Genomic DNA, 21,460 nt, shown 5'->3' with positions numbered 1-21,460 from the left:
AATCAGCACACCTCACAAATAAGCCCTATTTATTTTTTCCTCTTTTCAACAAAAATCATATTGTAGAATATCCATAAGCATAATATAAAAGCCGTAAAAAAACCTGCTAAACCAAGTGCATTATATCCATATAATTTATATCCACTGTTTGATGCTATAATAAGTGATGAGCCAATAATTAATGATGCTGCAATAATGCTTATTATTATCTTATTTATCATCAAATTCATATCTAATCTCATCTTGTTGGTTTCTTCAATATTAAATTTTACTTTTATATCGTCCTTAATAACCTTTGTTAATATGCTTTGAAATTTTCCTGGAAATTTTCGCAGCTCCATTGATAATTTATGTAAATCTTTTATATTATCTTTGAGTATTTTAGTTATTCTGAAGTTTTTGAAATATGTCTTTTGGATAAAATTATTTGCTATATTTGAAATACTAAAATCTGGATCAAGTTGTTTGCCAACACCCTCAATTGTTGCAAGAGCTTTTAAAAGTAAGGTAAATTCAGTAGGAAGTATAAGCTTATATTTATATATAATGGACATTATTTTCTTTGCCGAATCACCTATATTGATATTCTTTAAAGGTGTATTTAAAAAATAGTTGTTGATACTGCTTAAATCATATTTTAGATTTTTAATGTTTGTTTCATTCCTAATTGCATCCATATCAAGTAAGATGTTTACAACTTCTTCCGTATCATAATCCGCAAATGCTTTGAAAAGTTCAACAATCATTTCCCTATTGGATTTATCTATAAAACCTACAATTCCAAAATCAATAAATACAATTCTGCCGTCATTTTTTATAAAGATGTTTCCGGGATGCGGATCACCGTGAAAAAACCCAAATTCATAGATTTGTAGTAATATTGACATTGCACCATTATATGCAATTTTTTTCAAGTCAAAACCCTTTTCTATTAAAACGTCTTTATTTTTAACACTGACACCATCAATATATTCCATTGTAAGTACTTTTTTTGTTGTATAGCCCCAATAAATCTTTGGAACGTAAACATAGTCAACATTTTTAAAATTTTCTTTAAATCGATCGGCATTATTCCCCTCCTGTGTATAATCAAGCTCATTTAAAAGGGAATCAGATAATTCATTGACAACTTCTACCAAATCTATGGGAGATTCTTCAAGGTGCTCATTTAGAATTTTTGCAATACCTTTTAAAATTGATATGTCTACCACTATTTTATCATAGATATCAGGTCGTTGTACTTTAACAACAACGTCATAATTTTCTATAGTTTTTGCCCTGTAAACTTGTCCAATTGAAGCAGATGCTATTGGTGTTTTATCAAATTCTACGAATAAATGAGAAATATTGCCTTTTAATTCATCTTCAATTATGCCTTTTATTTGAACAAAATCCACCGGTGGAACATTATCCTGTAATTTTGATAATTCTTCGATTATCTCATGTGGTAATATATCAGGTCTTGTACTTAAAATTTGTCCCATCTTTACAAATGTTGGTCCAAGTTCTTCAAGTGTAATGCGTATTCTTTCAGGCATTGAAATTATCCGGCTCTTATTCCTATCAAAAAAAACACGATTCCTTTTTGCCAACATTTCAACAATAAATCCAAAACCATTCTTTGTAAGTATTTTTAATATTTCCTTATACCTTTTTATATATTTTTTATTTGAAAATATATTTATTAATCTCATATTTACACCTCAATAAAATACAGCGGCAATAAACCTATGCAGGTTATTATGCCGCTAAACAGGAAATTTAATTAGAATATACCATTATTTTTTGCTTTAGTTATGCTTTGGCAGCTTTATTACCTGCTCTATTTTTTATTTCCTTGTTCTTAAATATAACCCAGAGGGGAGTTGCAATAAAAATAGATGAATATCCACCACTTATTACGCCTATTGTAAGTGGAAGAGCAAATTCCTTGATTGATGCAGGTCCAAAGAAATACATCAACACAAGCATAATTAAAACCGTCATAATAGTATTTATTGAACGTGTCATTGTTTTATTTATACTAACATTTGCTATCTCAGCATAACTTGCTTTTCTCATAATCCTTAAATTATCTCTGATCCTGTCAAAAATAACCACTGTATCTGTTATCGAATAACCAAAAACCGTCAAAATAGCAGCAACAAATGGAGTATTAACAACAATCCTTAATAAAGCATATGTTGAAAGCATTATAAGAATATCATGCACAAGAGCCATAATAGCTGCGATACCCATTTCAAAATTAAACCTAAATCCAATGTATATAAGCATCAATGCCGATGCAACCAATAATGCAAGAACAGTACCAAATTTCATTTCCTGTCCAATAGATGGACCAACATTTTGAGAAGACAGATAGTCTTTATCACTTAAATTAAATTTTGATTTTATATCATTAACAATTTCAGCTCTTGTTTTGTCATCAAGACTCTTTGTGGTAATAGAAACCTGTTTTTTTTCAGACCCGATAGCTTTGACTTGTGAGTCTTTAACACCGTGTGATATCAATATATTGGTAATTTCTGAAGTTTGAAACGGCTTCCCTATATTAAATTCCATAACCGTACCTCCGGTAAAATCCAGTCCCCAATTGAATTCCATTGTAAACATTGCAATTAACCCGGCAAGAATAATAATGCCAGATATCGCAAACCATATTTTAGTTTTACCTATAACATCTAAATTCCACTTCATTATATCCTCCTCCTTATGCCCCGTATGCTTTTTTATTATCTGTTAAATTCATTTCAACAAGTGTCTTTAAAAGGAATCTTGACACAGTCATTGCCGTAAACATACTTGCAATAACACCAATTATGAGTGTCAATGCAAAGCCTTTAACCGTACCAGCCCCCATAAAAAATAGTACAAATGCTGCAATTAATGTATTTATATTTGAATCAAACACTGTTACAAATCCTTTTTTAAATCCATAATCAAGGGAAGCGCGTATACTTTTACCTGCTCTCAATTCCTCTTTCATCCTTTCAAAAACAAGTATACTGGCATCAGCAGCAATACCTATTGATAAAAGCATACCGGCAATACCTGGCAAATCCAGTGTGACATGTAATAATGCAAAAAGAATAAAGTTTATTAAAATATATATTCCCAATGAAATATCTGCAATAACACCCGGCAATCTGTAAAATGCAATCATAAAAAGCATAACTAAAATTACCCCATATAAGCCTGCTTCTTCGCTGGCTTTTAAGGCGCCGGGTCCTAATGTTGCGCCTACCGAGCTGTATTCAACCTGTTTTAATGTTACAGGGAGAGACCCTGCTCTTATCAAATTTGCTAAATTTTTGGCTTCATTGAAATTCTGCATACCATTAATGACAGCATTTCCATTTGTAATCACATCATGCACATTTGGAGAAGAAATGACCTTATCATCTAACATTATTTTAATTGGTTGTCCTAAAAATTTTTGGGTTGCATCTGCAAATGCTTTAGTCCCTTTATCATTAAGAACTAACGTAACAACCGGCTGCTGAACACCTGTTTGATCCGTTTCATATATCGCTTTTGAATCTTTAACATCTGCACCTGTCAATATAACCTTGCCATCAGGTCCAACAAATTTAAGCTGTGCCGTCTGTCCTAAAAATTTGATTGCCTGATCAGGATTGTTTATACCCGGCAATTCTATACGTATTCTATTTGAACCTTGTTTAACTATCAAAGGCTGCGTAACACCAAGAGAATCTACCCTATTCCTTATTATGGCTATTGCTCTGCTCATGGCGTCAGATGTCACCTTGCCTTCAGCCTGCATTAATACATACACACCGCCTCTTAAATCAAGACCCAATCTTATATTGTCTTGTACAGGACTTATAGAATAATTACCGGCCTTTATACCAAAAAAAGCTATATACGCAATAACTGCTGCAATTATTATTACAGAAATAAATTTTACTGTACTTTTTGACCTCATTATAATCTCCTTCCTTTAGTTCGTTAATTTTTATTATATTACATTTTTTGTAAAGGGTCAATTATCAAAGATTACCCATCTGAACTTTTTTATCGATTTTTCCACCTTCTCTCATCATTTGATATGCTTTCACAGCAATTGCACATTCAAATCTTTTTTTCTGCATCTCACATGAAAGTTTATATGGTTTATTTATATCACCATTCATATTATAATTATTTGCAAAACATCCGCCACTACAGAAAAATCTTACCCAGCAATCTGTGCATTCTTCTCTTTTATATATATCGCTTCTCATAAATAACTGCCTTATACCTTCATTCACTATTCCTTGGTCAAGAGTACCAAGTTTATATTCTTCATTGCCTACGAACTGGTGGCAAGGATAAATTTCTTCGTTTGGCGTTACTGCGACATATTCAAAACCTGCTCCACATCCTTGCAATCTTTTTCTTATGCATGGTCCATTGTCAAGATTTATTTTAAAATGATAAAATGAAAATGGGTTTCCTTCATCAATCCTTTTTACATACTCCTTAGCTAATTTGTCATATTCTTTAAATATTTTATCCAGATGTTCTTCTCTCAAAGCATAGTCTGTATTTTCTTTTTCAACAACAGGCTCAACAGATACTTCTTTGATACCTAGATCAGCTATATGCAGCACATCATTAGTAAAATCAAGATTCTTCGCCGTAAATGTACCTCTTACGTAATATTCTTTATTTCCTCTTGAATCTACAAATTTCTTGATTTTTGGTACTATTATATCATAAGAACCACTTTTATCAATTTTTATCCTCATTTGGTCATTTATTTCTTTCCTGCCATCAAGGCTCAAAACGACATTAGTAAAATTTTCATTAAAATATCTTATTTTTTCGTCATCAAGCAAAACCGCATTTGTTGTTATAGTATATTTTATTGTTTTACCATTAAGCTCAGCTTGCTTTCTACCATAATCTACAAGTTTCTTTATTACATTATAATTCATCAGGGGTTCTCCGCCAAAAAAATCAACTTCTACATTTTTTCTGTTACCTGAACTTTTAATTAAAAAATCTATTGCTTTTTTCCCCGTTTCGAAGGTCATAAGTTTGCGCCCTCCATTAAAATCTCCTGTTGAGGCGAAACAGTATTTACACCTTAAATTGCAATCATGTGCTATATTAAGACACATTGCTTTTATAACAGAGTCTGTCCTATTAATTGCCATGTTTTTATATATATCTTCTGAAAACAATAATCCCTTTGCTTTAAGTTCATCAATTTCATCCAATATATCAATAATATCATCTTTTGGATATTTATTCTGAAATATATTTATAATATCATCTTTGCTATATTTTCCATAATAATCTAATATATCATATGTCAGGTCATCTACTATGTGTATTGCTCCACTTACAGGGTCAAGCAAGATATTCATTCCAAGCTGTTTAAATTTATGTATTGAATTGCTCATTATTTACCTCCATAAATAAAATGTAAATGACAGCAATATAAATATACCACAGCCATTTACATATGTATTTTAATTCTGGCATTCTTGATTTGCAACAGTACATGACGTTTTGCAAGCTGACTGGCATGATGCCTGACATTCACCACATCCCGGTTTTTTTAAACTCTTTTTTAAAGTATCTTTGTTGATTGTAATTATATGTTTCATCTCAATACCCCCTCTCGCAATTTTAATTATATCATAAATTATAAAATAATAAAAGTTATAAATTTATTCCTATCATGCCGCCAAGTGCTCCAAGAATCATCCCCCACATTAATCTATATATCCATGTAGATGCAGGTCCCAATTCTTTAATAAAAAATCCTGCTAATAATATCATAATAATTGAATAAAGTAGACCAGCTATCCCCCCATTTAACCAACCCTTGCTGGTCGTATTTCTTGCTGCTAATGCACCTGATATTACAATTCCAACAATCGTTATAAGCATTGTAAGTATTGGAAGCGTTAATTCTGAAAGTGATGTAAATGTAAGTGCAAGTGCATAAATTATGAAAAAAACTAAAGTAATCATATAACTTACGAATAAACCAGAAATTATCCCTGGTATATTAATAATTCTTATGTTAAAGTCCTTATACTTGCTTTTCATTTAAGATACCTCCTATAAATCTTTAGTAAAGTTTATGCAAGAGAAATAAAAAAATGCGGTTTCCCGCATTTTTTTTATTTCTCTTCCTCTTTTGAATTTAAAACATTGGCTACAGACCATTTTGCCATTTTCAATTTCACTTTGTCTGCGCCTACTTCAATTGTCATAACATCGTCTTTAATATTTAGTATTTTCCCATATATACCGCTTTTAGTAAGTATTTCATCCCCTGGCTTTAATGCATCAAGCATTGCCCTTTCCTTTTTTTCTCTTTTTTGTTGTGGCATAATTAAAAGGAAATAAAAAATTGCCATAAAGATTATTATCTCTCCAATAAGATATACGGTAGAATTTGGATTCATAATTAGCCCTCCTCATATTTTTTATAAAATTGTGATATAAACTCAAGCAGCCTATTTTGCCTTATAGCATCCCTTAAATTTTCCATAAGATTTATGAGAAAGTATAGGTTATGCAACGTAGCAAGCCTTGCTGCTAAAATTTCATTAGCTTTAAATAAATGCCTTATATATGCTCTTGAATAATTTTTGCATGTATAACAATTACATTCATCATCAAGTGGTATAAATTCTTCAGCATATTGGGCATTTCTTATTACAAGTTTTCCTTTGCTTGTAAACACTGTACCATTTCTTGCAATTCTTGTAGGCAATACGCAGTCAAACATATCAATACCTCTTATAACGCCTTCAATAAGAGCATCTGGGCTGCCTACACCCATAAGATACCTGGGTTTATTTTCTGGCAGGTATTCTGTAGTTACATCAACGACATGGTACATCAATTCTTTTGATTCACCAACACTTAAGCCGCCAATAGAATATCCTGGAAAATCCATCTCTACAAGTGTATTTGCACATTCTTTCCTTAAATCATCATATATGCCTCCCTGAACTATCCCAAATAAAGCCTGTCTGTCGGTATTTTTATGCGCCTCTTTTCCTCTTTTTGCCCACCTTATGGTCATATCCATAGATTTTTTAACATAATCATATTCCGCCGAATATGGTGTACATTCATCAAAGGACATAATAATATCGGCCCCAAGGGCATTTTGTATCTCTATCACTTTCTCCGGTGTTAAAAAATGTTTTGACCCATCAATATGTGATCTGAATTCAACACCCTCATCGAAAATCTTTCTTAATGCACCAAGACTAAAAACCTGAAATCCACCGCTATCAGTAAGTATACTCCTGTCCCAGTTCATAAATTTATGCAATCCACCGGCTTTCTCAATAAGTTTATGACCTGGTCGTAAATAAAGATGATATGTATTGCTTAATATAATCTTTGCTCCTATGCTTTTTAGTTCTTCCGGAGTCATGGATTTTACTGTTGCCTGTGTACCAACCGGCATAAACGTCGGTGTTTCTATATCCCCATGGGGTGTATGTAATACCCCAAGTCTTGCTTTTGTTCTACTATCTTTTTTGATTAGCTCATATCGTATTGCTGTCATCATTTCCTCCTGCTTTATTTATATTATAAACATTGCATCGCCAAAACTAAAAAACCTATACTTATTTTTTATAGCAACATTATATGCATTCATAATGTTATTCATACCTGCAAATGCCGATACCATCATGATTAAGGTCGATTCCGGCAAATGAAAATTCGTTATTATTCCATCAACTACTTTGAATTTATATCCCGGATAGATAAAAATATCTGTCCAACCGCTTCCTGGAATAATCCTACCTTTTTCATCAGCTACCGTTTCAAGGGTTCGTGTTGAAGTCGTACCAACAGTTATTATTCTTCCTCCATTTGCCCTTGTTCTGTTTATCTCTTCAGAAGCTTCTTCTGTAACCATATAAAATTCTGAATGCATTTTATGTTTTTCTATTATCTCTTCTTTTACAGGTCGAAATGTCCCAAGTCCTACGTGTAATGTTACAAAAACTGTTTTAACTCCTATCCCTCTTACTTTGTCAAGCAACTCATTTGTAAAATGCAAACCTGCAGTCGGTGCTGCCACTGAACCCTTGTTTTTCGCATATACAGTCTGATATCTATTTTTATCCCTTAGTTTTTTCTTTATATAAGGCGGAACAGGCATTTCTCCTAATCTATTAAGCACTTCCTCAAAAATACCTTTGTAAAAAAATTTAACCACTCTTCCTCCTGCTGCTGTATTCCTTAATACTTCTGCCCTTAAATCTCCCTCCCCAAAAATAAATACCGAACCTATTTTAGCTCGTTTTCCGGGTTTTACAAGTATTTCCCATTCATCTTTTGCTATTTTTTTTAAAAGAACAAATTCAATTTTTCCTCCTGTATCTTCTTTCGTACCTATAAGTCTTGCCGGTATTACCTTAGTATCATTAAATACAAGGCAATCACCTGCTTTTAAATAATTTACAATGTTTTTAAAAATATCTTGTTCTATTTTACCCGTTGTTCTGTGTAAAACCATCAATCGAGATTCCGAACGGTTTTGAAGAGGTTCCTGCGCAATTAACTCCTGAGGTAAATCATAGTAAAATTCATGTAAATTCAATAATCGTCGCCTCTTTACAGTGTTTTATTATTTATTGTATCAAATAAATCAATACCCTTATAGTAGTATTTTAATATATCAATATAATTATACCCATTGTCTGCCATTCCGCGGGCACCATATTGACTTAATCCTATCCCATGTCCATTTCCACTTCCATTAATTATATAAACATCGGATGCTGCTTTTTGATTATTTATCTGCTTTATTCCATTCTGTCCGATTAAATACACTATATCTGACTTAATTTGAGTTGTACCGTTTGCAGTTACAACATAGCAGCCATTTAAAACCTTTTGAACTGTATCTACATTTGATTGTATATATACATTGCTGTCATTTGCAGTTTTAATCCCATCAATAGTAAGCATGGTACTTTTTACGTCAAAAAAATCTCTTATCTTACTTTTACGCAAAACATAGTTTCCATTTGTACCATATACGGTTACTTCTGTTGCCCTGCCTGTCCAACTTTTACCGGTGACTTTTATATCTACTATATCTCCAATGTCTTGTTTCTTACATAATAGTTTCTGTTTAATTTGGTCCTTGCTAAAATTTACTGACCATCTGTCATCTGATTTATTATAACCGAAAACATATTTATCTTCAACTGCTTTTAAATAAGGTACATCATTATCAAAATAATTTTCGCTATCCTCTGTAAATCCGCCGCTATGGGAATGATATAAGGCGTCAATAAGATTTCCCTTATATATTGCAACAACTCCTTTTGTGGCATCAACAGCCCTGTTGGAATTGGGATATTCATTGCTGTATCCTTTATATACCTGGCAAAAAACATCATCAGTCAAATCAAAACCGTATTTGCTATATTTACCTATATTCTTGGCAGCATATGTTCTTGATGCAACCGCCTGTGCCTTCAATGCCTCTATATTCCACGAAGCAGGCATCTCTGAAGGAACAACCCCATACAAATATTCTTCCAATGTCAGCACATTTATCGCTGTCATGTCACTGCCTGTTTGCCTTTTAAAGCCGAAAATTCCTCGATAAGCCTTGGAATTTATCAACATTGTAGGATCCGTAGATATTTTTGAAATATACATAAAGTCCTTAATACAAAATAAAAATATATTTTTATTATTCTGCAAAATTGATATATTACCATCAGGTTTAACTAATTTAATATCACTATATGATACCGCAAAGGCTTTCATTGCAAGCGATGCATCATTTTGATTTGTATATGGTCCTATAAAAATATGATAATTTCCGTCGTAACCTACCAATGAATTCGGAACTTTTAAAGTTATCTTACTAAGTGCATCATCAACACCTGCCTGGTCATTATAAGTACCTGTCATTAAATAAAATTTATCATCCTTATTAATTGATATATCTTTTGCGTTTATATTGTATATGTATTTTGTATTCCCGGTATTATCCTGATAGGCTATCTTATATCCACTTTCAGATGAAAGCTGATATACCGCCTTTGCAGATGAAGCATAATACAACCCAACCCTGATTAAGCTTGGAAGATGCACATCTGCTTTAACATCTCCAAATGGCAGTATAGATAAAATAATAGCACATACCAGAACAGCAGCAGCTATTTTTTTAAACCTCACTGTTTTTCCCCCTTTTTTTACTTATTTCTTTAATAACCAAAATATTATAGTTAATATAAGGCTTATTAAAATACTTGTCATAAGTGGAAAATAAAATGTAAAATTGCCTTTTTTATATACTATATCACCAGGCAACCGCCCTAAACCCAGTTTACCACATACCATCAAAAATGCACCTATAATTATAAGAAGAATCCCAACATATATCAAAGTCTTTCCAATACCATTAAACACACTAATCCCTCACTCTGGAAATGAATAATTTAGATATTTATATGCAAGCTGAGTTGCCATCCTCCCTCTTGATGTCCTATCTAAAAAACCAATCTGCATGAGATATGGCTCATAAACATCCACGATTGTATCACTTTCCTCACCTATAGCTGCAGCAATAGTATCTATTCCAACAGGACCCCCTTGAAATTTTTCAATTATCGATGACAGTATTTTTCTATCAAGATATTCAAGACCCATATCATCAACCCCAAGCAAATCGAGGGCTCTATTTGCTATGTCATAATCAATACATCCATTTCCTTTCACCTGTGCAAAATCCCTGACCCTTTTCAAAAGCCTGTTGGCTATCCTTGGTGTTCCTCTTGAACGACGTCCAATTTCTTTTGATGCATCTTCACTTATAGATACATTTAATATTTTTGAAGACCTTTTTATAATTTCGCTTAATTCATCCACTGAATAGAATTCCAACCTATTAATAACACCAAACCTATCTCTTAAGGGTGATGTCATAAGCCCTGCTCGCGTTGTAGCTCCAATCAAAGTAAAATGAGGTAAGTCCAACCTTAATGACCTAGCGCTTGGTCCCTTTCCGATAATTATATCAAGTTCAAAATCCTCCATTGCTGGATATAGTATTTCTTCAACACTGTGGTTTAATCTGTGAATTTCATCAATAAATAAAATATCATTTTCTTGTAAATTTGTAAGAATTGCTGCAATATCACCGGCTCTTTCTATAGCCGGTCCAGATGTTATCCGGATCCCTGAGCCCATTTCATTTGATATAATATTAGCAAGTGTAGTTTTGCCCAAACCCGGCGGTCCAAAAAGAAGCACATGGTCAAGCGGCTCTTTTCTAAGTTTTGCAGCTTCTATATAAATCCTTAATTCCTCTTTAACCTTTGTTTGCCCAATATATTCCGACAACTTTTTGGGTCTTAATGAAAATTCCGAGGCATCTTCTTGAATAAAATTTTGTGTTACAATTCTATCCCCCATATAATCACACCTACTTCATAAGCTTTTTTAGGGCTTGTTTTATTATGTCTTCTAAATTGTCACAATCAATACCCTTAAGTGCTGATATTGATTCCTGCTTTGAATATCCAAGTGATATTAATGCATTAAGAGCATCATCATTTATCTCTATACTATCATTTTCAATATTTATACTATTCAACTTGTCTTTTAATTCAAGTATGATTCTCTGAGCAGTCTTTTTCCCAATGCCAGGAGATTCTTCAATTGCCATATAATCATTGATATTTACGGCTTTAATAAACTTATCAACAGATAATGTTGATAATATTGATATTGCAGCTTTGGGTCCTATACCACTTATGGAAACAAGTTTTTCAAATATTTCTTGTTCATTCTTTGATTTAAAACCATATATCTGAAAGCCATCCTCTTTTATTTGCAAATGCGTATAAAGCTTCACTTTATCCCCGATAGATGATAATTCTTTTAAAGTACTTAAGGGCACAACTACTTTTAGTCCCAAACCCATAACCTCAACAATAACAAAATCTTTTCCAATATAGTCAAGAAAACCAGTTATATATGTAAGCATTACAATTACCTCAATTTCGCATTCGTTTTCGCATTCATTATATCACTATGACAGTGACATATTGCAATGGCAAGAGCATCTGCAACATCGTCAGGTTTTGGTATTTCCTTTAAATTAAGTATTGCTTTTACCATTGTTTGTACCTGTGCCTTTTCAGCTCTACCATAACCTACAACAGCTTGTTTTACCTGAAGAGGCGTATATTCTTTAACAGCAATACCGCTGTTTATTGCCGCAAGTATCGTAACTCCACGGGATTCACCAATTGTTATTACGGTTTTAGCATTTTTATTAAAAAAAAGTTCCTCAATCGACATAACATCCGGCTTATATTCATCTATAATTGAAACAATATTGTCATATATATCTTTGAGCCGCATGCTTTTGGGAATACCGGATTCTGTTGTTACAGCACCATACTCCAATACCTTGTATTTATTCTTATCATAATCAATTATACCATAACCCATAATTGCAATTCCAGGGTCTATACCAAGAATTCTCATCAAATTATTTCCCCCTAAAACATTGTAACATGTGAACAACATATAGACAAGAAAAAGTTCCCTTTTCCCAAGAGAACTTTTAACTGCTTAAATTTGCCAATATTGAATAGGCTTCATCGATATTTTTTACTATAATATTTTTTATTACTCTATCTCTATCTATTGGAGTTAATCTGTTTATTGGTATATTAGTCTTCTCAATTAATTCCTTTTTCCCATTTCCATCACTTTTTAAGAGTGATACAAAACCGTCTACATTTGAAATAATATAATAATCAGGAGGCAATCCAGCTATTTCTCTATAAAGAACAATTTTATCTGGTTGAACATCTTTTACTACCCATCCTTTATATATTTTTGCTATTTCTTCCTTGCTTTTATCTTCTAAATAAGGATTTAATTTTTGCTCTTCCCTCACTATCTCACCATTTTCTTTATACATTGTTTCAAAAATCACTTCACTGCCAGGCTTCATTGAATTCTTGGCAAGTACGTCCTTTTTTTTATTGGCGATCTGCGAATATTTTGAAGTTTTATTCTCATAATTTTTATATATTCTTGAATAGTAAAAATATCCTGCAATAAATCCAGTGATTATTGCAAACATTATCAGTATAATCAATCTTCTATTATTGAATTTCTGCATTTTATCACCTCCACTTTTTTCTAATTATAACCAGTTAAAATTTTTTTATTCATTTTGAAGGAATTCACTAAAATTTGTCGAATAATATTCTTGAAGGGAGATGATAGCATGTCTAAACAGGTTGTTATTTTTAAACTAAATAATGAGGATTTTTGTGTCGATATAATGCAGGTATTAGAAATCCTAAGTATGCAGAAAATAAGAAAGGTTCCAGATGTTCCAGATTTTATTGAAGGCATTTTTGATTTAAGAGGTACTATTATTCCTATAATTGATTTGAGAAAAAGATTTAATATGGAAAAGACAAATATTAACGATAATACTAGGATTATTGTTGTTAATTTAAACAAAAAATCAGTAGGTTTCATAGTAGATGCAGTTACCGAAGTACTGCATATTGATGAGGAGTCAATCAAAGAACCTCCAGACATTATTTCCGGAATCGGAAAAGAATACATAGAAGCTGTAGTAAAATTAAATGACAGGTTGATAATAGGCCTTAATCTTCATAGAGTATTAACGGAACAGGAGAAAAAGGAGATAGAAGAAATGGGTTAAATTTCTTCTATCTCCCTTTAACTTGATATTTCTACATTATGATATACATTTTGTACATCGTCATTTTCTTCTAATTTGTCTATCATTTTTTCAAACTTTTCATAATCACTTTCATTTAATTGTATTGTATTTTGCGGTATCATAGTAATCTCAGCAGTGCTTAATTCATATCCGGATTTTTCCAAAGCTTCTTTAACTGAAATGAAATTTGAAGGGTCTGTTAATATTTCAAATTCTTCACCTTCGGAGGAAAAATCATCCGCACCTGCATCTATTGCCTGTAAAGCAAGCTCATCTTCATCAATATTTTCTCTTTTTTCAATTGTTATTAAACCTTTTTTGCTAAACATCCATGCAACACATCCTGATTCACCAAGGCTACCACCGCTTCTATCAAATATATACCTTATATCACCTGCTGTCCTGTTTTTATTGTCTGTCAGCGCCTCTATTATGATAGCTGTACCAGCAGGACCATAACCTTCATAAACTACCTCTTCATAATTTCCACCGCCAAGTTCTCCTGTCCCCTTTTTGATTGCTCTTTGAATATTATCATTTGGGAGATTGTTAGCTTTTGCCTTTTCTATGGCATCTCTTAATTTACCATTCGTTTCTGGGTCTCCACCCTCTTTAGCAGCCATGATAATATCTTTTGTCAATTTTGTAAAAATCTTCCCTTTCTGTGCATCCATTCTTTCCTTTTTATGCTTGATATTTGCCCATTTTGAATGACCTGACATAAAAAACCTCCTCTACAATTGTGTCATATAAATCATTTTAACCTAAACTAAAAGATTTGTAAATTGGCTTATTCTGCAGTAAAAAGCTGTGTGCTTAAATATCTCTCACCTGTATCCGGTGCAATTGCAAGAACTTTTTTGCCGCTTCCTAATCTTTTTGCCACCTCTATTGCTGCATAGGTAGCAGCACCTGTTGAAATACCTGCCATAATTCCTTCCATACGGGCAAGTTTTCTTGCCGTTTCAAATGCATCTTCATCTTTAACTGCTATAACCTCATCAACTATATTTTTATCAAATACCTTTGGAATAAAACCAGCACCAATACCTTGTATACTATGTAAACCGGGCTTACCACCTGAAATGACAGGTGATTTTTCGGGTTCAACAGCAATAATTTTTATAGCAGGAATATTTTCTTTAAGCACCCTTGCAACACCTGTTATTGTACCGCCTGTTCCTACACCAGCTATAAATGCATCAAGTCCATCTTTAAAGTCATCAAGAATTTCTATCGCTGTCGTTTTTTCATGTGCTTTTGGATTTGCCTCATTTTCAAATTGCTGCGGCATATAATAGTTTTTATTTTTTTCTGCCAATTCCTTTGCTTTTTTAATTGCACCATTTATGCCTTCTAAACCCGGTGTTAGAACTATTTCTGCTCCGTATGCAGATAAAAGCATCCTTCTTTCTATACTCATTGTATCAGGCATTACTATCACTACCTTATATCCTTTGGCAGCACCTACCATTGCAAGACCAATGCCTGTATTTCCACTTGTGGGTTCAACAATAACACCATCTTCTTTTAACTTGCCTTCTTTTTCAGCACATTCAATCATTGATAAAGCAATTCTATCCTTTATACTGCTGCCGGGATTAAATGCTTCAAGCTTTAAAAAGACATCAGCAGCATTCTTTTCAATAATCTTATTAAGCATAACAATAGGTGTATTGCCAATAAGATCATATATTTTATTTACCCTCATTTTATAATACCCCCCGATAATTATCTACTTAAGATTTTAATTCTAATACATATATTGTGTCAAATAAATCAAAATAAATATATAAATAAATTATAGGTGATTTAATGAAAAAAAAATTGCAGTTAATATTAATAGGCTTTTTAACAGGAATTTTAAATGGTTTATTCGGTGCTGGCGGCGGTACATTAATTGTACCTTTTTTTGTATTTATACTTGGTATTGAAGACCATAAGGCACATGCAACAGCTATATCCATAATTTTACCCCTTACAATATTAAGCTCTATTATGTATATTAAGGAAAACCTTATTAATTTACCTTTAACACTGAATATTGCTTTAGGAAGTACAGTTGGCGGTTATATAGGTGCAAAAATTTTATACAAGATTCCTATAAAAATATTGCGAAAGATATTTGGTATTATTATGATAATTGCAGCAGTGAGGATATTTGTACCATGAAAAATATTATAATAGGTCTATTATCAGGAATAATCGGCGGTATGGGTATAGGCGGGGGTACAATATTAATTCCAATGCTTACTATATTTCAAGGTATCGAACAACACGTTGCTCAGGGTGTAAACCTGCTATCGTTTGTTCCAACAGCCTTTATCGCATTAATATACCATATAAAAAATAAAAATATAAAAACAGATATAATATTATATATCATTATCAGTGGGCTTATAGGTAGTTTTATTGGTTCCTTTATATCTGTGTTAATCAATTCTACCTTGCTGAAAAAAATGTTTGCCGCCTTCTTATTGTTGATGGGTATTTATGAATTATTGTCAAAAGAAAAAAAATAATCATGAAGTTAGCGTAGAGTTATTCTAAATATTTTTCACCTTTTTTATAAAGATATAAATTATTATCTTCTTTTAAAATTAAATTAGCTTTTGTTAAATTTTTTATATGTTCAATAAAATAGTCTTTTTTCCCCTCCTCTATATAAACATTTATTGTAACCTTATCCGTATAATCAATACTCTTTATAAAATAATCATTCTTAATCAAGTCATTTTGTACAACACCTAATAATGTATATTCAATAATTATAGATATTTTTCTAAAGAGTATTTTATCAACAATAACAGCATCATCAATGGCAGCTTTTGCACTTTTCCCATATGCCCTTGCAAGTCCTCCTGTACCTAATAAAATACCGCCAAAATACCTCGTTACAACAACAGCCGTGTTTTTTAAGCCCTCCATCTTAATAACATTTAATACAGGGATACCTCCTGTTCCAGAAGGTTCACCATCATCGCTGTATCTTTGTATTTCATCTCTCTCTCCAAAAACATATGCATAAACATTATGAGTTGCCTGCCTGTGTTTACTTCTTATCTCTTCAATAAACTTTATAGCATCTTTTTCTGAATTAATTTGTCTTGCATATCCAATGAATTTTGAACGCTTTATTTCTATTTCTTTACAACCACTTTTATATAATGTTTTATATCGACTTAGCAAATTACCACCTCAATATAATTATATCGAAATATGCAAAAAAAGAAAACCGATAAATGGTTTCAAAAAATTATATAAAATCAAGCTGTGATTTCATTCAATAATTTATATTTGGAATAAGAAACGTTTACTAATGACTTATCTTGGCTATAAGTAATTAAATCTAAGGCTTTATCAATTGGAAAAAAACCTCCGTCAAGAAAACCTTCATCTAAATTTATTTTGAAGTTTTTATCGTTTGTTGACATAAGAAACCATGTGATTTTATTATAGACTGGTCGTTGACGTGTTACTGAATAGAATTCATAGCTGGTTTCTCCAGCCGTTGATAAGACATTAAGCGACTTTATACCGGTTTCAGCAGTTACTCTTCTTATAGCAGCATCTACAGGCAACTCACTATTTCGTATTACCCCTTTAGGTAAAGCCCATTCCCCCTTTTCATTTTTTAGGAGAAAAACCTCGTCTCCGCTGAATAAGACTCCTCCTGAGCAATCCCTGATTAACATATCAAAGCCCCCTAATCTTTATTTATTTTAGCTTTGTGAAAAAACAAAAGATTTACTTATATTAAATAATATTCTTCATAACTTCTTAAATTCCTTCTTAAAAATTAAATTATTTTAATTTTATTTTTTCCTTAAATGGATAATTATATTAAGTATAAAAAATCCTTAATTATTAAAAATATATATGAAAGGAGTGGTTTATGTGCATATTATATACCATTGCTATGGCGGAACACATACTTCTATTGTTGCTTCATATATCCATATAGGAAGTCTCCCTATGGATAGAATCCCTACAAAGGAAGAAATAGAAAATATCCCTATGTTTGATAAATTAAATGGTCAAAATGATACAGGACACATTGTACTTATTGGTACCGATGAATACGGAAACAATATTTATACCCTGGGTGTTAAAAATGGAAAAAATCTTGTTGAACCTGCTTTAAAGGATTTATATTATCACCTTTTTAAAACAAACAACGGTCTTATGCTTATAGACACATCTTCTTCAACGAATTGGATAATGAAAATAGGCGGCTTTACTTCTATTACTTTGAAAATACCTATTATCGGCAGACCTTTAGTTGTCTATGGAACAAAAAAAATATATAAAAATATTGTTCAAACTGTTAAAAACGTAAAAGCACAGGAAAGTGCAGAATACAATGCTGTTAAAAGGGAATAAATTTTTTTAATTTCTCCTTTGTATTCTTCTGTACCTCTGCCTTTACATTGATTCCCTCATCTGTAAATTCCTCTCGTATTATTTTTGAATTTTGTTTTAAAAAATTATAATCATTGTTATTTTTATAAGGAATACAGAAATCTATAATTTCTACATCCCCATAAGCTGCTTTATCGATTGCCATTAATAAATCCTCAAAACCCCACTTGTTTTTTGCAGAAATATATATATTGTTCTCCTTGTTATTAGGTACATATTCTAATAAATCTGCTTTATTATACACATTTATTGTGGGTTTTTGTATTACATCAAGGTCTTGTAATACCTTTTCAACAACCTTTATTTTTTCCATCATATCCTTAGAAGAAGCATCAATAACATGAAGCAGAACATCGGCATATTTTGACTCCTCCAGTGTTGATTTAAATGCCTCAACAAGGTCATGGGGCAATTTTCTAACAAAACCGACTGTGTCAATGATAACAGCTTCTCGCCTTGATGGAAGTACAAGCTTACGTGCTGTGGGGTCAAGTGTTGCAAAAAGTTTATCCTCAACATACACATTTGAATTTGTTAAATTATTTATAAGTGTTGATTTGCCGGCGTTTGTATATCCAACTATAACAATGACAGGTATTTTGTTTTTTTTACGCCTCTCTCTTTGTAAATTCCTATGTTTTTTTATCTCATTAAGCTTATTTTCGATCATTTTAATTCTATCCCTTATGTGCCGTCTATCCGTTTCAAGCTTTGTTTCACCAGGACCTCTTGTCCCTATACCGCCTCCAAGCCTTGACAGCTTATCACCTATGCCGATAAGACGTGGGAGCCGATATTTTAATTGTGCAAGTTCTACCTGTAATTTCCCTTCTTTTGATTTAGCTCTTTTAGCAAAAATATCAAGTATCAATGTAGTCCTATCTATCACCTTAATATCAAGCACATCCTCGATATTTTTCATCTGACTTCCCGAAAGGTCATCATTGAATATAACAAGGTTAGCCTTCATATTATCAATATATTGCTTTAATTCTTCCAGTTTCCCCTTGCCTATATAGTACGTCTTGTCAATGCTATGCCTTTTTTGTGTTATTACACCCAGTACCTCAGCACCTGCCGTCTTGGCAAGTTCTTTCAATTCTTCAATACTTTCATCATCACCTTCATCAAATACTAAGCCTACAAGAATAGCTTTTTCTATTGTATTTTCAATAGTTTGCTCCATAAAATCACCATCCCGAATATCACATACATATATATTAAAGCAATATATTATATAAATCAAATAATCTTTTTAACATCAATCTTTTAAGTGTTGATTTTTTAATTTTTTTATGTTAATATATTATTTGTAATTTGCCGAAGTGGTGGAATTGGCAGACGCGCTGGACTCAAAATCCAGTGGTAGCAATACCGTGTGGGTTCGACTCCCACCTTCGGCACCAGAATTTAAGCCTGTTTGAACCGATTGGTAAAAATCGGTTTTTTATTTTTGCTAACATTTTGTTAACATCCATTATATGGGAAATTTTAAAAATGTTATGCCTGCACTGGGTATCTTGCAAAATCCAAAATACATGAAACTTTCGCTTCATACGGCTTTCCAACAATTAATTTCCTTAAAGGGTTCAGATAGCAGTGTTACCACTTTCATCTGCCTGTAAAAACTCTTCATTTGTTTAATTTTCTTTAATTGCTTCTCTTTATACTCATTAGAAATTTCTTTTCCATGTATTCTGTCATGGCATTCTTTTCACAGAGGTAGACATCGGATATCGGATAGATATTGTTTTTAATTTTAATTATAAATTAATATTAGATTAATTTTCCTTTAATAATGCAATTGTAAAATAAGCTTATAGTTGATAAAAACATCAACTAAATAAAAAAAAAGAAGGAGAAGATGTAAAATGAACAAAAAAATAGCAACATACGCAGTTGCAGGAGCAATGGCACTGGGAATTGTAGGAGGAGTATCAGCATATCAGGGTATTGCAAATGCACAGACAGGAACACCAGCAACAGCAGCAACAGCAGTACAGACGACAGCAAATGATAATACGCAGAATCCGGGGTATACTGCATCGATTAAGGTTTCAAATCCACAAGACAATGCAAAGGACAATGTAAATGAAACAAAAGACAATGAAGCACATAAAAGCGCAAAATTATCAACACTTGCAAAAATCACACCTGAACAAGCAAAAGCTGAGGCATTAAAAGTTGCACAAGGCACCGTAACAAAGGTTGAACTCGACAATGAAAATGGCAATCTTGTTTATAGTGTGGATATAAAAACAAATACAGGTTCAAGTGATGTAAAAGTTGATGCAGGAAATGGTAAGGTTTTGTATCAAGACAAAGGAAGCGACAATGAAAAAGGAAAAGAAAAAGCAGGTGAAACAGAAAAAACAAATGCTCCTGACAAAGACAATATTCAATCAGAACAAAATGTTCAATCAGCACAATAAAATAAAATGATTTAAAGGTTCTTCTATCAGGAAGTACCTCCTTTGTTTAAAAATAAAAAAGACATATTCAAAAACTTTATTTCGCCTTTGAATATGCCTTGACTTGACACTTTTTAATTGTTATATTTTTTGTAAAATTTTATTTGATAATTTGCAAAAATTCTTTTACTGTCAAAATACGTATTCCTTTATATTCTTTTATTTCTAATAAATCTTTATCTCCAGATATTATATAGCTACAATTACCGTCAATTGCACAATTGATAAATTTATCATCATCTTTATCTCGAGATACTGTTATATTGCTCGTTACATGCACAAATTCCGCAAGATTGTCAATAAAATAAAACATTTTTTCTTTGATTTCTTTGCGAAAATGAAATTTTTTATATTCCACAACTTTTCTATATTCAAAATATATATTTTCAGATATTACCCATGTGAATTTGTGCATAGCACAGTTTTCAAAAAGTTCTTCCATAATTGGACTGCCAAACAATATTGATACAAATACATTTGTATCAACTACGGCTCTAATCATTCGTATTCCTTATTTCTTTTACCAAATCAGAAATATTTTCTTCTGAATAGCCGTATCCTTCTAATATCTTTTTAGTTTCCTTTGTTAGTTCAAACATATCTTTTACAATTTTTAATCTTTTCTGTATTAGATACTCAACAAAATCTAAAACTTCCTTTTGTTCATCTTTAGGCATTACTTTTACTTTTTCGTATATTATATTATCTAATCTGTCATTGATTGAGTTTGACATTTCTACCACCACCATTTTTATCATTCCTTCTTTTATTATATCATTTTTAAAAAATAAAAAAAGGTATGCACATACCTTGTAAATTATGGTAAAATTAA

At 32.0% G+C, this 21,460-nt stretch carries 27 protein-coding genes and 1 tRNA gene; 6 read left to right on the top strand and 22 right to left on the bottom strand.

Annotation, left to right across the window (positions count from 1 at the left end; genetic code table 11):
* Positions 1-29 precede the first annotated feature (29 nt).
* The 15 genes from ubiB to AC0LWJ_RS01650 form a co-directional block, all read right to left on the bottom strand.
* On the bottom strand, positions 30-1,694 hold the full coding sequence (gene ubiB / locus AC0LWJ_RS01720; protein ID WP_474237089.1) for a 2-polyprenylphenol 6-hydroxylase: 1,665 nt from the start codon (positions 1,692-1,694) through the stop codon (positions 30-32).
* Between the two features lie 100 nt (positions 1,695-1,794).
* Positions 1,795-2,697 (bottom strand): protein translocase subunit SecF, encoded by a 903-nt coding sequence (secF, locus tag AC0LWJ_RS01715; protein WP_474237090.1) that lies wholly within the window; start codon positions 2,695-2,697, stop codon positions 1,795-1,797.
* A 13-nt stretch (positions 2,698-2,710) separates the two neighbouring features.
* Complete coding sequence (secD, locus tag AC0LWJ_RS01710; protein ID WP_474237091.1) at positions 2,711-3,946, bottom strand: protein translocase subunit SecD; 1,236 nt, start codon at positions 3,944-3,946, stop codon at positions 2,711-2,713.
* A 64-nt stretch (positions 3,947-4,010) separates the two neighbouring features.
* On the bottom strand, positions 4,011-5,411 hold the full coding sequence (gene scfB / locus AC0LWJ_RS01705; protein WP_474237092.1) for a thioether cross-link-forming SCIFF peptide maturase: 1,401 nt from the start codon (positions 5,409-5,411) through the stop codon (positions 4,011-4,013).
* A 69-nt stretch (positions 5,412-5,480) separates the two neighbouring features.
* Positions 5,481-5,618 carry a six-cysteine ranthipeptide SCIFF gene (gene scfA / locus AC0LWJ_RS01700; protein WP_284679410.1) on the bottom strand — a complete coding sequence of 46 codons (138 nt, stop codon included), beginning with the start codon at positions 5,616-5,618 and terminating at the stop codon, positions 5,481-5,483.
* Between the two features lie 55 nt (positions 5,619-5,673).
* Positions 5,674-6,066, bottom strand: a complete 393-nt coding sequence (locus tag AC0LWJ_RS01695) for a TIGR04086 family membrane protein (RefSeq protein WP_474237093.1) — start codon at positions 6,064-6,066, stop codon at positions 5,674-5,676.
* A gap of 74 nt (positions 6,067-6,140) precedes the next feature.
* Complete coding sequence (yajC, locus tag AC0LWJ_RS01690) at positions 6,141-6,428, bottom strand: preprotein translocase subunit YajC (RefSeq protein ID WP_474237094.1); 288 nt, start codon at positions 6,426-6,428, stop codon at positions 6,141-6,143.
* A 2-nt stretch (positions 6,429-6,430) separates the two neighbouring features.
* A complete protein-coding gene (gene tgt, locus AC0LWJ_RS01685) occupies positions 6,431-7,549 on the bottom strand; it encodes a tRNA guanosine(34) transglycosylase Tgt (protein ID WP_474237194.1) in 1,119 nt (372 codons plus the stop codon).
* An 18-nt stretch (positions 7,550-7,567) separates the two neighbouring features.
* A complete protein-coding gene (gene queA / locus AC0LWJ_RS01680; protein WP_474237095.1) occupies positions 7,568-8,593 on the bottom strand; it encodes a tRNA preQ1(34) S-adenosylmethionine ribosyltransferase-isomerase QueA in 1,026 nt (341 codons plus the stop codon).
* Between the two features lie 14 nt (positions 8,594-8,607).
* Positions 8,608-10,191 (bottom strand): SpoIID/LytB domain-containing protein, encoded by a 1,584-nt coding sequence (locus AC0LWJ_RS01675; protein WP_474237096.1) that lies wholly within the window; start codon positions 10,189-10,191, stop codon positions 8,608-8,610.
* A gap of 21 nt (positions 10,192-10,212) precedes the next feature.
* A complete protein-coding gene (locus tag AC0LWJ_RS01670; protein WP_284679415.1) occupies positions 10,213-10,425 on the bottom strand; it encodes a DUF2905 domain-containing protein in 213 nt (70 codons plus the stop codon).
* 9 nt (positions 10,426-10,434) lie between these two features.
* The gene (ruvB, locus tag AC0LWJ_RS01665) at positions 10,435-11,430 is read right to left on the bottom strand and encodes a Holliday junction branch migration DNA helicase RuvB (RefSeq protein ID WP_474237097.1); all 996 of its coding nucleotides are present in this window, start codon (positions 11,428-11,430) and stop codon (positions 10,435-10,437) included.
* Positions 11,431-11,440: 10 nt separating this feature from the next.
* Positions 11,441-12,004, bottom strand: a complete 564-nt coding sequence (gene ruvA, locus AC0LWJ_RS01660) for a Holliday junction branch migration protein RuvA (RefSeq protein WP_474237098.1) — start codon at positions 12,002-12,004, stop codon at positions 11,441-11,443.
* A gap of 5 nt (positions 12,005-12,009) precedes the next feature.
* A complete protein-coding gene (gene ruvC / locus AC0LWJ_RS01655; protein WP_474237195.1) occupies positions 12,010-12,510 on the bottom strand; it encodes a crossover junction endodeoxyribonuclease RuvC in 501 nt (166 codons plus the stop codon).
* Between the two features lie 79 nt (positions 12,511-12,589).
* Positions 12,590-13,156: a hypothetical protein gene (locus AC0LWJ_RS01650; protein WP_474237099.1), complete on the bottom strand. Its 567-nt coding sequence runs from the start codon at positions 13,154-13,156 to the stop codon at positions 12,590-12,592.
* 108 nt (positions 13,157-13,264) lie between these two features.
* Here AC0LWJ_RS01650 and AC0LWJ_RS01645 point away from each other — a divergent pair, with 108 nt between their 5' ends.
* Positions 13,265-13,714 (top strand): chemotaxis protein CheW, encoded by a 450-nt coding sequence (locus AC0LWJ_RS01645; protein ID WP_474237100.1) that lies wholly within the window; start codon positions 13,265-13,267, stop codon positions 13,712-13,714.
* Positions 13,715-13,731: 17 nt separating this feature from the next.
* Here AC0LWJ_RS01645 and AC0LWJ_RS01640 read toward each other — a convergent pair whose 3' ends face one another.
* Together AC0LWJ_RS01640 and cysK are read right to left on the bottom strand one after the other, a co-directional pair.
* Entirely contained in the window at positions 13,732-14,457 is a 726-nt protein-coding gene (locus AC0LWJ_RS01640; RefSeq protein ID WP_474237101.1) for a YebC/PmpR family DNA-binding transcriptional regulator, read from the bottom strand.
* A 68-nt stretch (positions 14,458-14,525) separates the two neighbouring features.
* Positions 14,526-15,446, bottom strand: a complete 921-nt coding sequence (gene cysK, locus AC0LWJ_RS01635; protein WP_474237102.1) for a cysteine synthase A — start codon at positions 15,444-15,446, stop codon at positions 14,526-14,528.
* Between the two features lie 104 nt (positions 15,447-15,550).
* Between cysK and AC0LWJ_RS01630 the strand changes: the two genes are divergently transcribed.
* Together AC0LWJ_RS01630 and AC0LWJ_RS01625 are read left to right on the top strand one after the other, a co-directional pair.
* Positions 15,551-15,907, top strand: a complete 357-nt coding sequence (locus tag AC0LWJ_RS01630) for a sulfite exporter TauE/SafE family protein (RefSeq protein ID WP_474237103.1) — start codon at positions 15,551-15,553, stop codon at positions 15,905-15,907.
* A complete protein-coding gene (locus AC0LWJ_RS01625) occupies positions 15,904-16,257 on the top strand; it encodes a sulfite exporter TauE/SafE family protein (RefSeq protein WP_474237104.1) in 354 nt (117 codons plus the stop codon). Before AC0LWJ_RS01630 ends, AC0LWJ_RS01625 begins: the two co-directional genes overlap by 4 nt.
* A 19-nt stretch (positions 16,258-16,276) precedes the next feature.
* On the opposite strand, the gene AC0LWJ_RS01620 is transcribed toward AC0LWJ_RS01625, so the two are convergent.
* Complete coding sequence (locus AC0LWJ_RS01620; protein ID WP_474237105.1) at positions 16,277-16,924, bottom strand: YigZ family protein; 648 nt, start codon at positions 16,922-16,924, stop codon at positions 16,277-16,279.
* 77 nt (positions 16,925-17,001) lie between these two features.
* On the bottom strand, positions 17,002-17,430 hold the full coding sequence (locus AC0LWJ_RS01615) for an NUDIX hydrolase (protein WP_474237106.1): 429 nt from the start codon (positions 17,428-17,430) through the stop codon (positions 17,002-17,004).
* A 202-nt stretch (positions 17,431-17,632) separates the two neighbouring features.
* Here AC0LWJ_RS01615 and AC0LWJ_RS01610 point away from each other — a divergent pair, with 202 nt between their 5' ends.
* Positions 17,633-18,118, top strand: a complete 486-nt coding sequence (locus AC0LWJ_RS01610) for a DUF3189 family protein (protein ID WP_474237107.1) — start codon at positions 17,633-17,635, stop codon at positions 18,116-18,118.
* Here AC0LWJ_RS01610 and hflX read toward each other — a convergent pair.
* Positions 18,105-19,343, bottom strand: a complete 1,239-nt coding sequence (gene hflX, locus AC0LWJ_RS01605; RefSeq protein ID WP_474237108.1) for a GTPase HflX — start codon at positions 19,341-19,343, stop codon at positions 18,105-18,107. The two genes, AC0LWJ_RS01610 and hflX, sit on opposite strands and share 14 nt — an antisense overlap.
* A 133-nt stretch (positions 19,344-19,476) precedes the next feature.
* Between hflX and AC0LWJ_RS01600 the strand changes: the two genes are divergently transcribed.
* Both AC0LWJ_RS01600 and AC0LWJ_RS01595 read left to right on the top strand, forming a co-directional pair.
* Positions 19,477-19,563, top strand: a tRNA-Leu gene (locus AC0LWJ_RS01600).
* A gap of 465 nt (positions 19,564-20,028) precedes the next feature.
* Positions 20,029-20,589: a PepSY domain-containing protein gene (locus AC0LWJ_RS01595; protein ID WP_474237109.1), complete on the top strand. Its 561-nt coding sequence runs from the start codon at positions 20,029-20,031 to the stop codon at positions 20,587-20,589.
* A 139-nt stretch (positions 20,590-20,728) separates the two neighbouring features.
* On the opposite strand, the gene AC0LWJ_RS01590 is transcribed toward AC0LWJ_RS01595, so the two are convergent.
* Both AC0LWJ_RS01590 and AC0LWJ_RS01585 read right to left on the bottom strand, forming a co-directional pair.
* The gene (locus AC0LWJ_RS01590; protein WP_474237110.1) at positions 20,729-21,130 is read right to left on the bottom strand and encodes a putative toxin-antitoxin system toxin component, PIN family; all 402 of its coding nucleotides are present in this window, start codon (positions 21,128-21,130) and stop codon (positions 20,729-20,731) included.
* Positions 21,123-21,362: a DUF2281 domain-containing protein gene (locus AC0LWJ_RS01585; RefSeq protein ID WP_474237111.1), complete on the bottom strand. Its 240-nt coding sequence runs from the start codon at positions 21,360-21,362 to the stop codon at positions 21,123-21,125. Before AC0LWJ_RS01585 ends, AC0LWJ_RS01590 begins: the two co-directional genes overlap by 8 nt.
* Positions 21,363-21,460 lie beyond the last annotated feature (98 nt).

It is taken from the genome of Aceticella sp. 75b-Ac (genome assembly GCF_056032965.2).
This window is presented reverse-complemented; position numbering and strand designations above follow the sequence as displayed.

Bases quoted from the DNA above. Each gene is read 5' to 3' on its own strand.
- AC0LWJ_RS01630 (WP_474237103.1), top strand. From the start codon at position 15,551: ATGAAAAAAAAATTGCAGTTAATATTAATAGGCTTTTTAACAGGAATT.
- AC0LWJ_RS01645 (WP_474237100.1), top strand. From the start codon at position 13,265: ATGTCTAAACAGGTTGTTATTTTTAAACTAAATAATGAGGATTTTTGT.
- AC0LWJ_RS01590 (WP_474237110.1), bottom strand. From the start codon at position 21,130: ATGATTAGAGCCGTAGTTGATACAAATGTATTTGTATCAATATTGTTT.
- cysK (WP_474237102.1), bottom strand. From the start codon at position 15,446: ATGAGGGTAAATAAAATATATGATCTTATTGGCAATACACCTATTGTT.
- scfB (WP_474237092.1), bottom strand. From the start codon at position 5,411: ATGAGCAATTCAATACATAAATTTAAACAGCTTGGAATGAATATCTTG.
- scfA (WP_284679410.1), bottom strand. From the start codon at position 5,618: ATGAAACATATAATTACAATCAACAAAGATACTTTAAAAAAGAGTTTA.
- AC0LWJ_RS01595 (WP_474237109.1), top strand. From the start codon at position 20,029: ATGAACAAAAAAATAGCAACATACGCAGTTGCAGGAGCAATGGCACTG.
- AC0LWJ_RS01640 (WP_474237101.1), bottom strand. From the start codon at position 14,457: ATGTCAGGTCATTCAAAATGGGCAAATATCAAGCATAAAAAGGAAAGA.
- AC0LWJ_RS01625 (WP_474237104.1), top strand. From the start codon at position 15,904: ATGAAAAATATTATAATAGGTCTATTATCAGGAATAATCGGCGGTATG.
- AC0LWJ_RS01615 (WP_474237106.1), bottom strand. From the start codon at position 17,430: ATGTTAATCAGGGATTGCTCAGGAGGAGTCTTATTCAGCGGAGACGAG.
- ruvB (WP_474237097.1), bottom strand. From the start codon at position 11,430: ATGGGGGATAGAATTGTAACACAAAATTTTATTCAAGAAGATGCCTCG.
- yajC (WP_474237094.1), bottom strand. From the start codon at position 6,428: ATGAATCCAAATTCTACCGTATATCTTATTGGAGAGATAATAATCTTT.
- secF (WP_474237090.1), bottom strand. From the start codon at position 2,697: ATGAAGTGGAATTTAGATGTTATAGGTAAAACTAAAATATGGTTTGCG.
- AC0LWJ_RS01585 (WP_474237111.1), bottom strand. From the start codon at position 21,362: ATGTCAAACTCAATCAATGACAGATTAGATAATATAATATACGAAAAA.
- AC0LWJ_RS01650 (WP_474237099.1), bottom strand. From the start codon at position 13,156: ATGCAGAAATTCAATAATAGAAGATTGATTATACTGATAATGTTTGCA.
- hflX (WP_474237108.1), bottom strand. From the start codon at position 19,343: ATGGAGCAAACTATTGAAAATACAATAGAAAAAGCTATTCTTGTAGGC.
- secD (WP_474237091.1), bottom strand. From the start codon at position 3,946: ATGAGGTCAAAAAGTACAGTAAAATTTATTTCTGTAATAATAATTGCA.
- ruvA (WP_474237098.1), bottom strand. From the start codon at position 12,004: ATGCTTACATATATAACTGGTTTTCTTGACTATATTGGAAAAGATTTT.
- ruvC (WP_474237195.1), bottom strand. From the start codon at position 12,510: ATGAGAATTCTTGGTATAGACCCTGGAATTGCAATTATGGGTTATGGT.
- tgt (WP_474237194.1), bottom strand. From the start codon at position 7,549: ATGACAGCAATACGATATGAGCTAATCAAAAAAGATAGTAGAACAAAA.
- ubiB (WP_474237089.1), bottom strand. From the start codon at position 1,694: ATGAGATTAATAAATATATTTTCAAATAAAAAATATATAAAAAGGTAT.
- AC0LWJ_RS01695 (WP_474237093.1), bottom strand. From the start codon at position 6,066: ATGAAAAGCAAGTATAAGGACTTTAACATAAGAATTATTAATATACCA.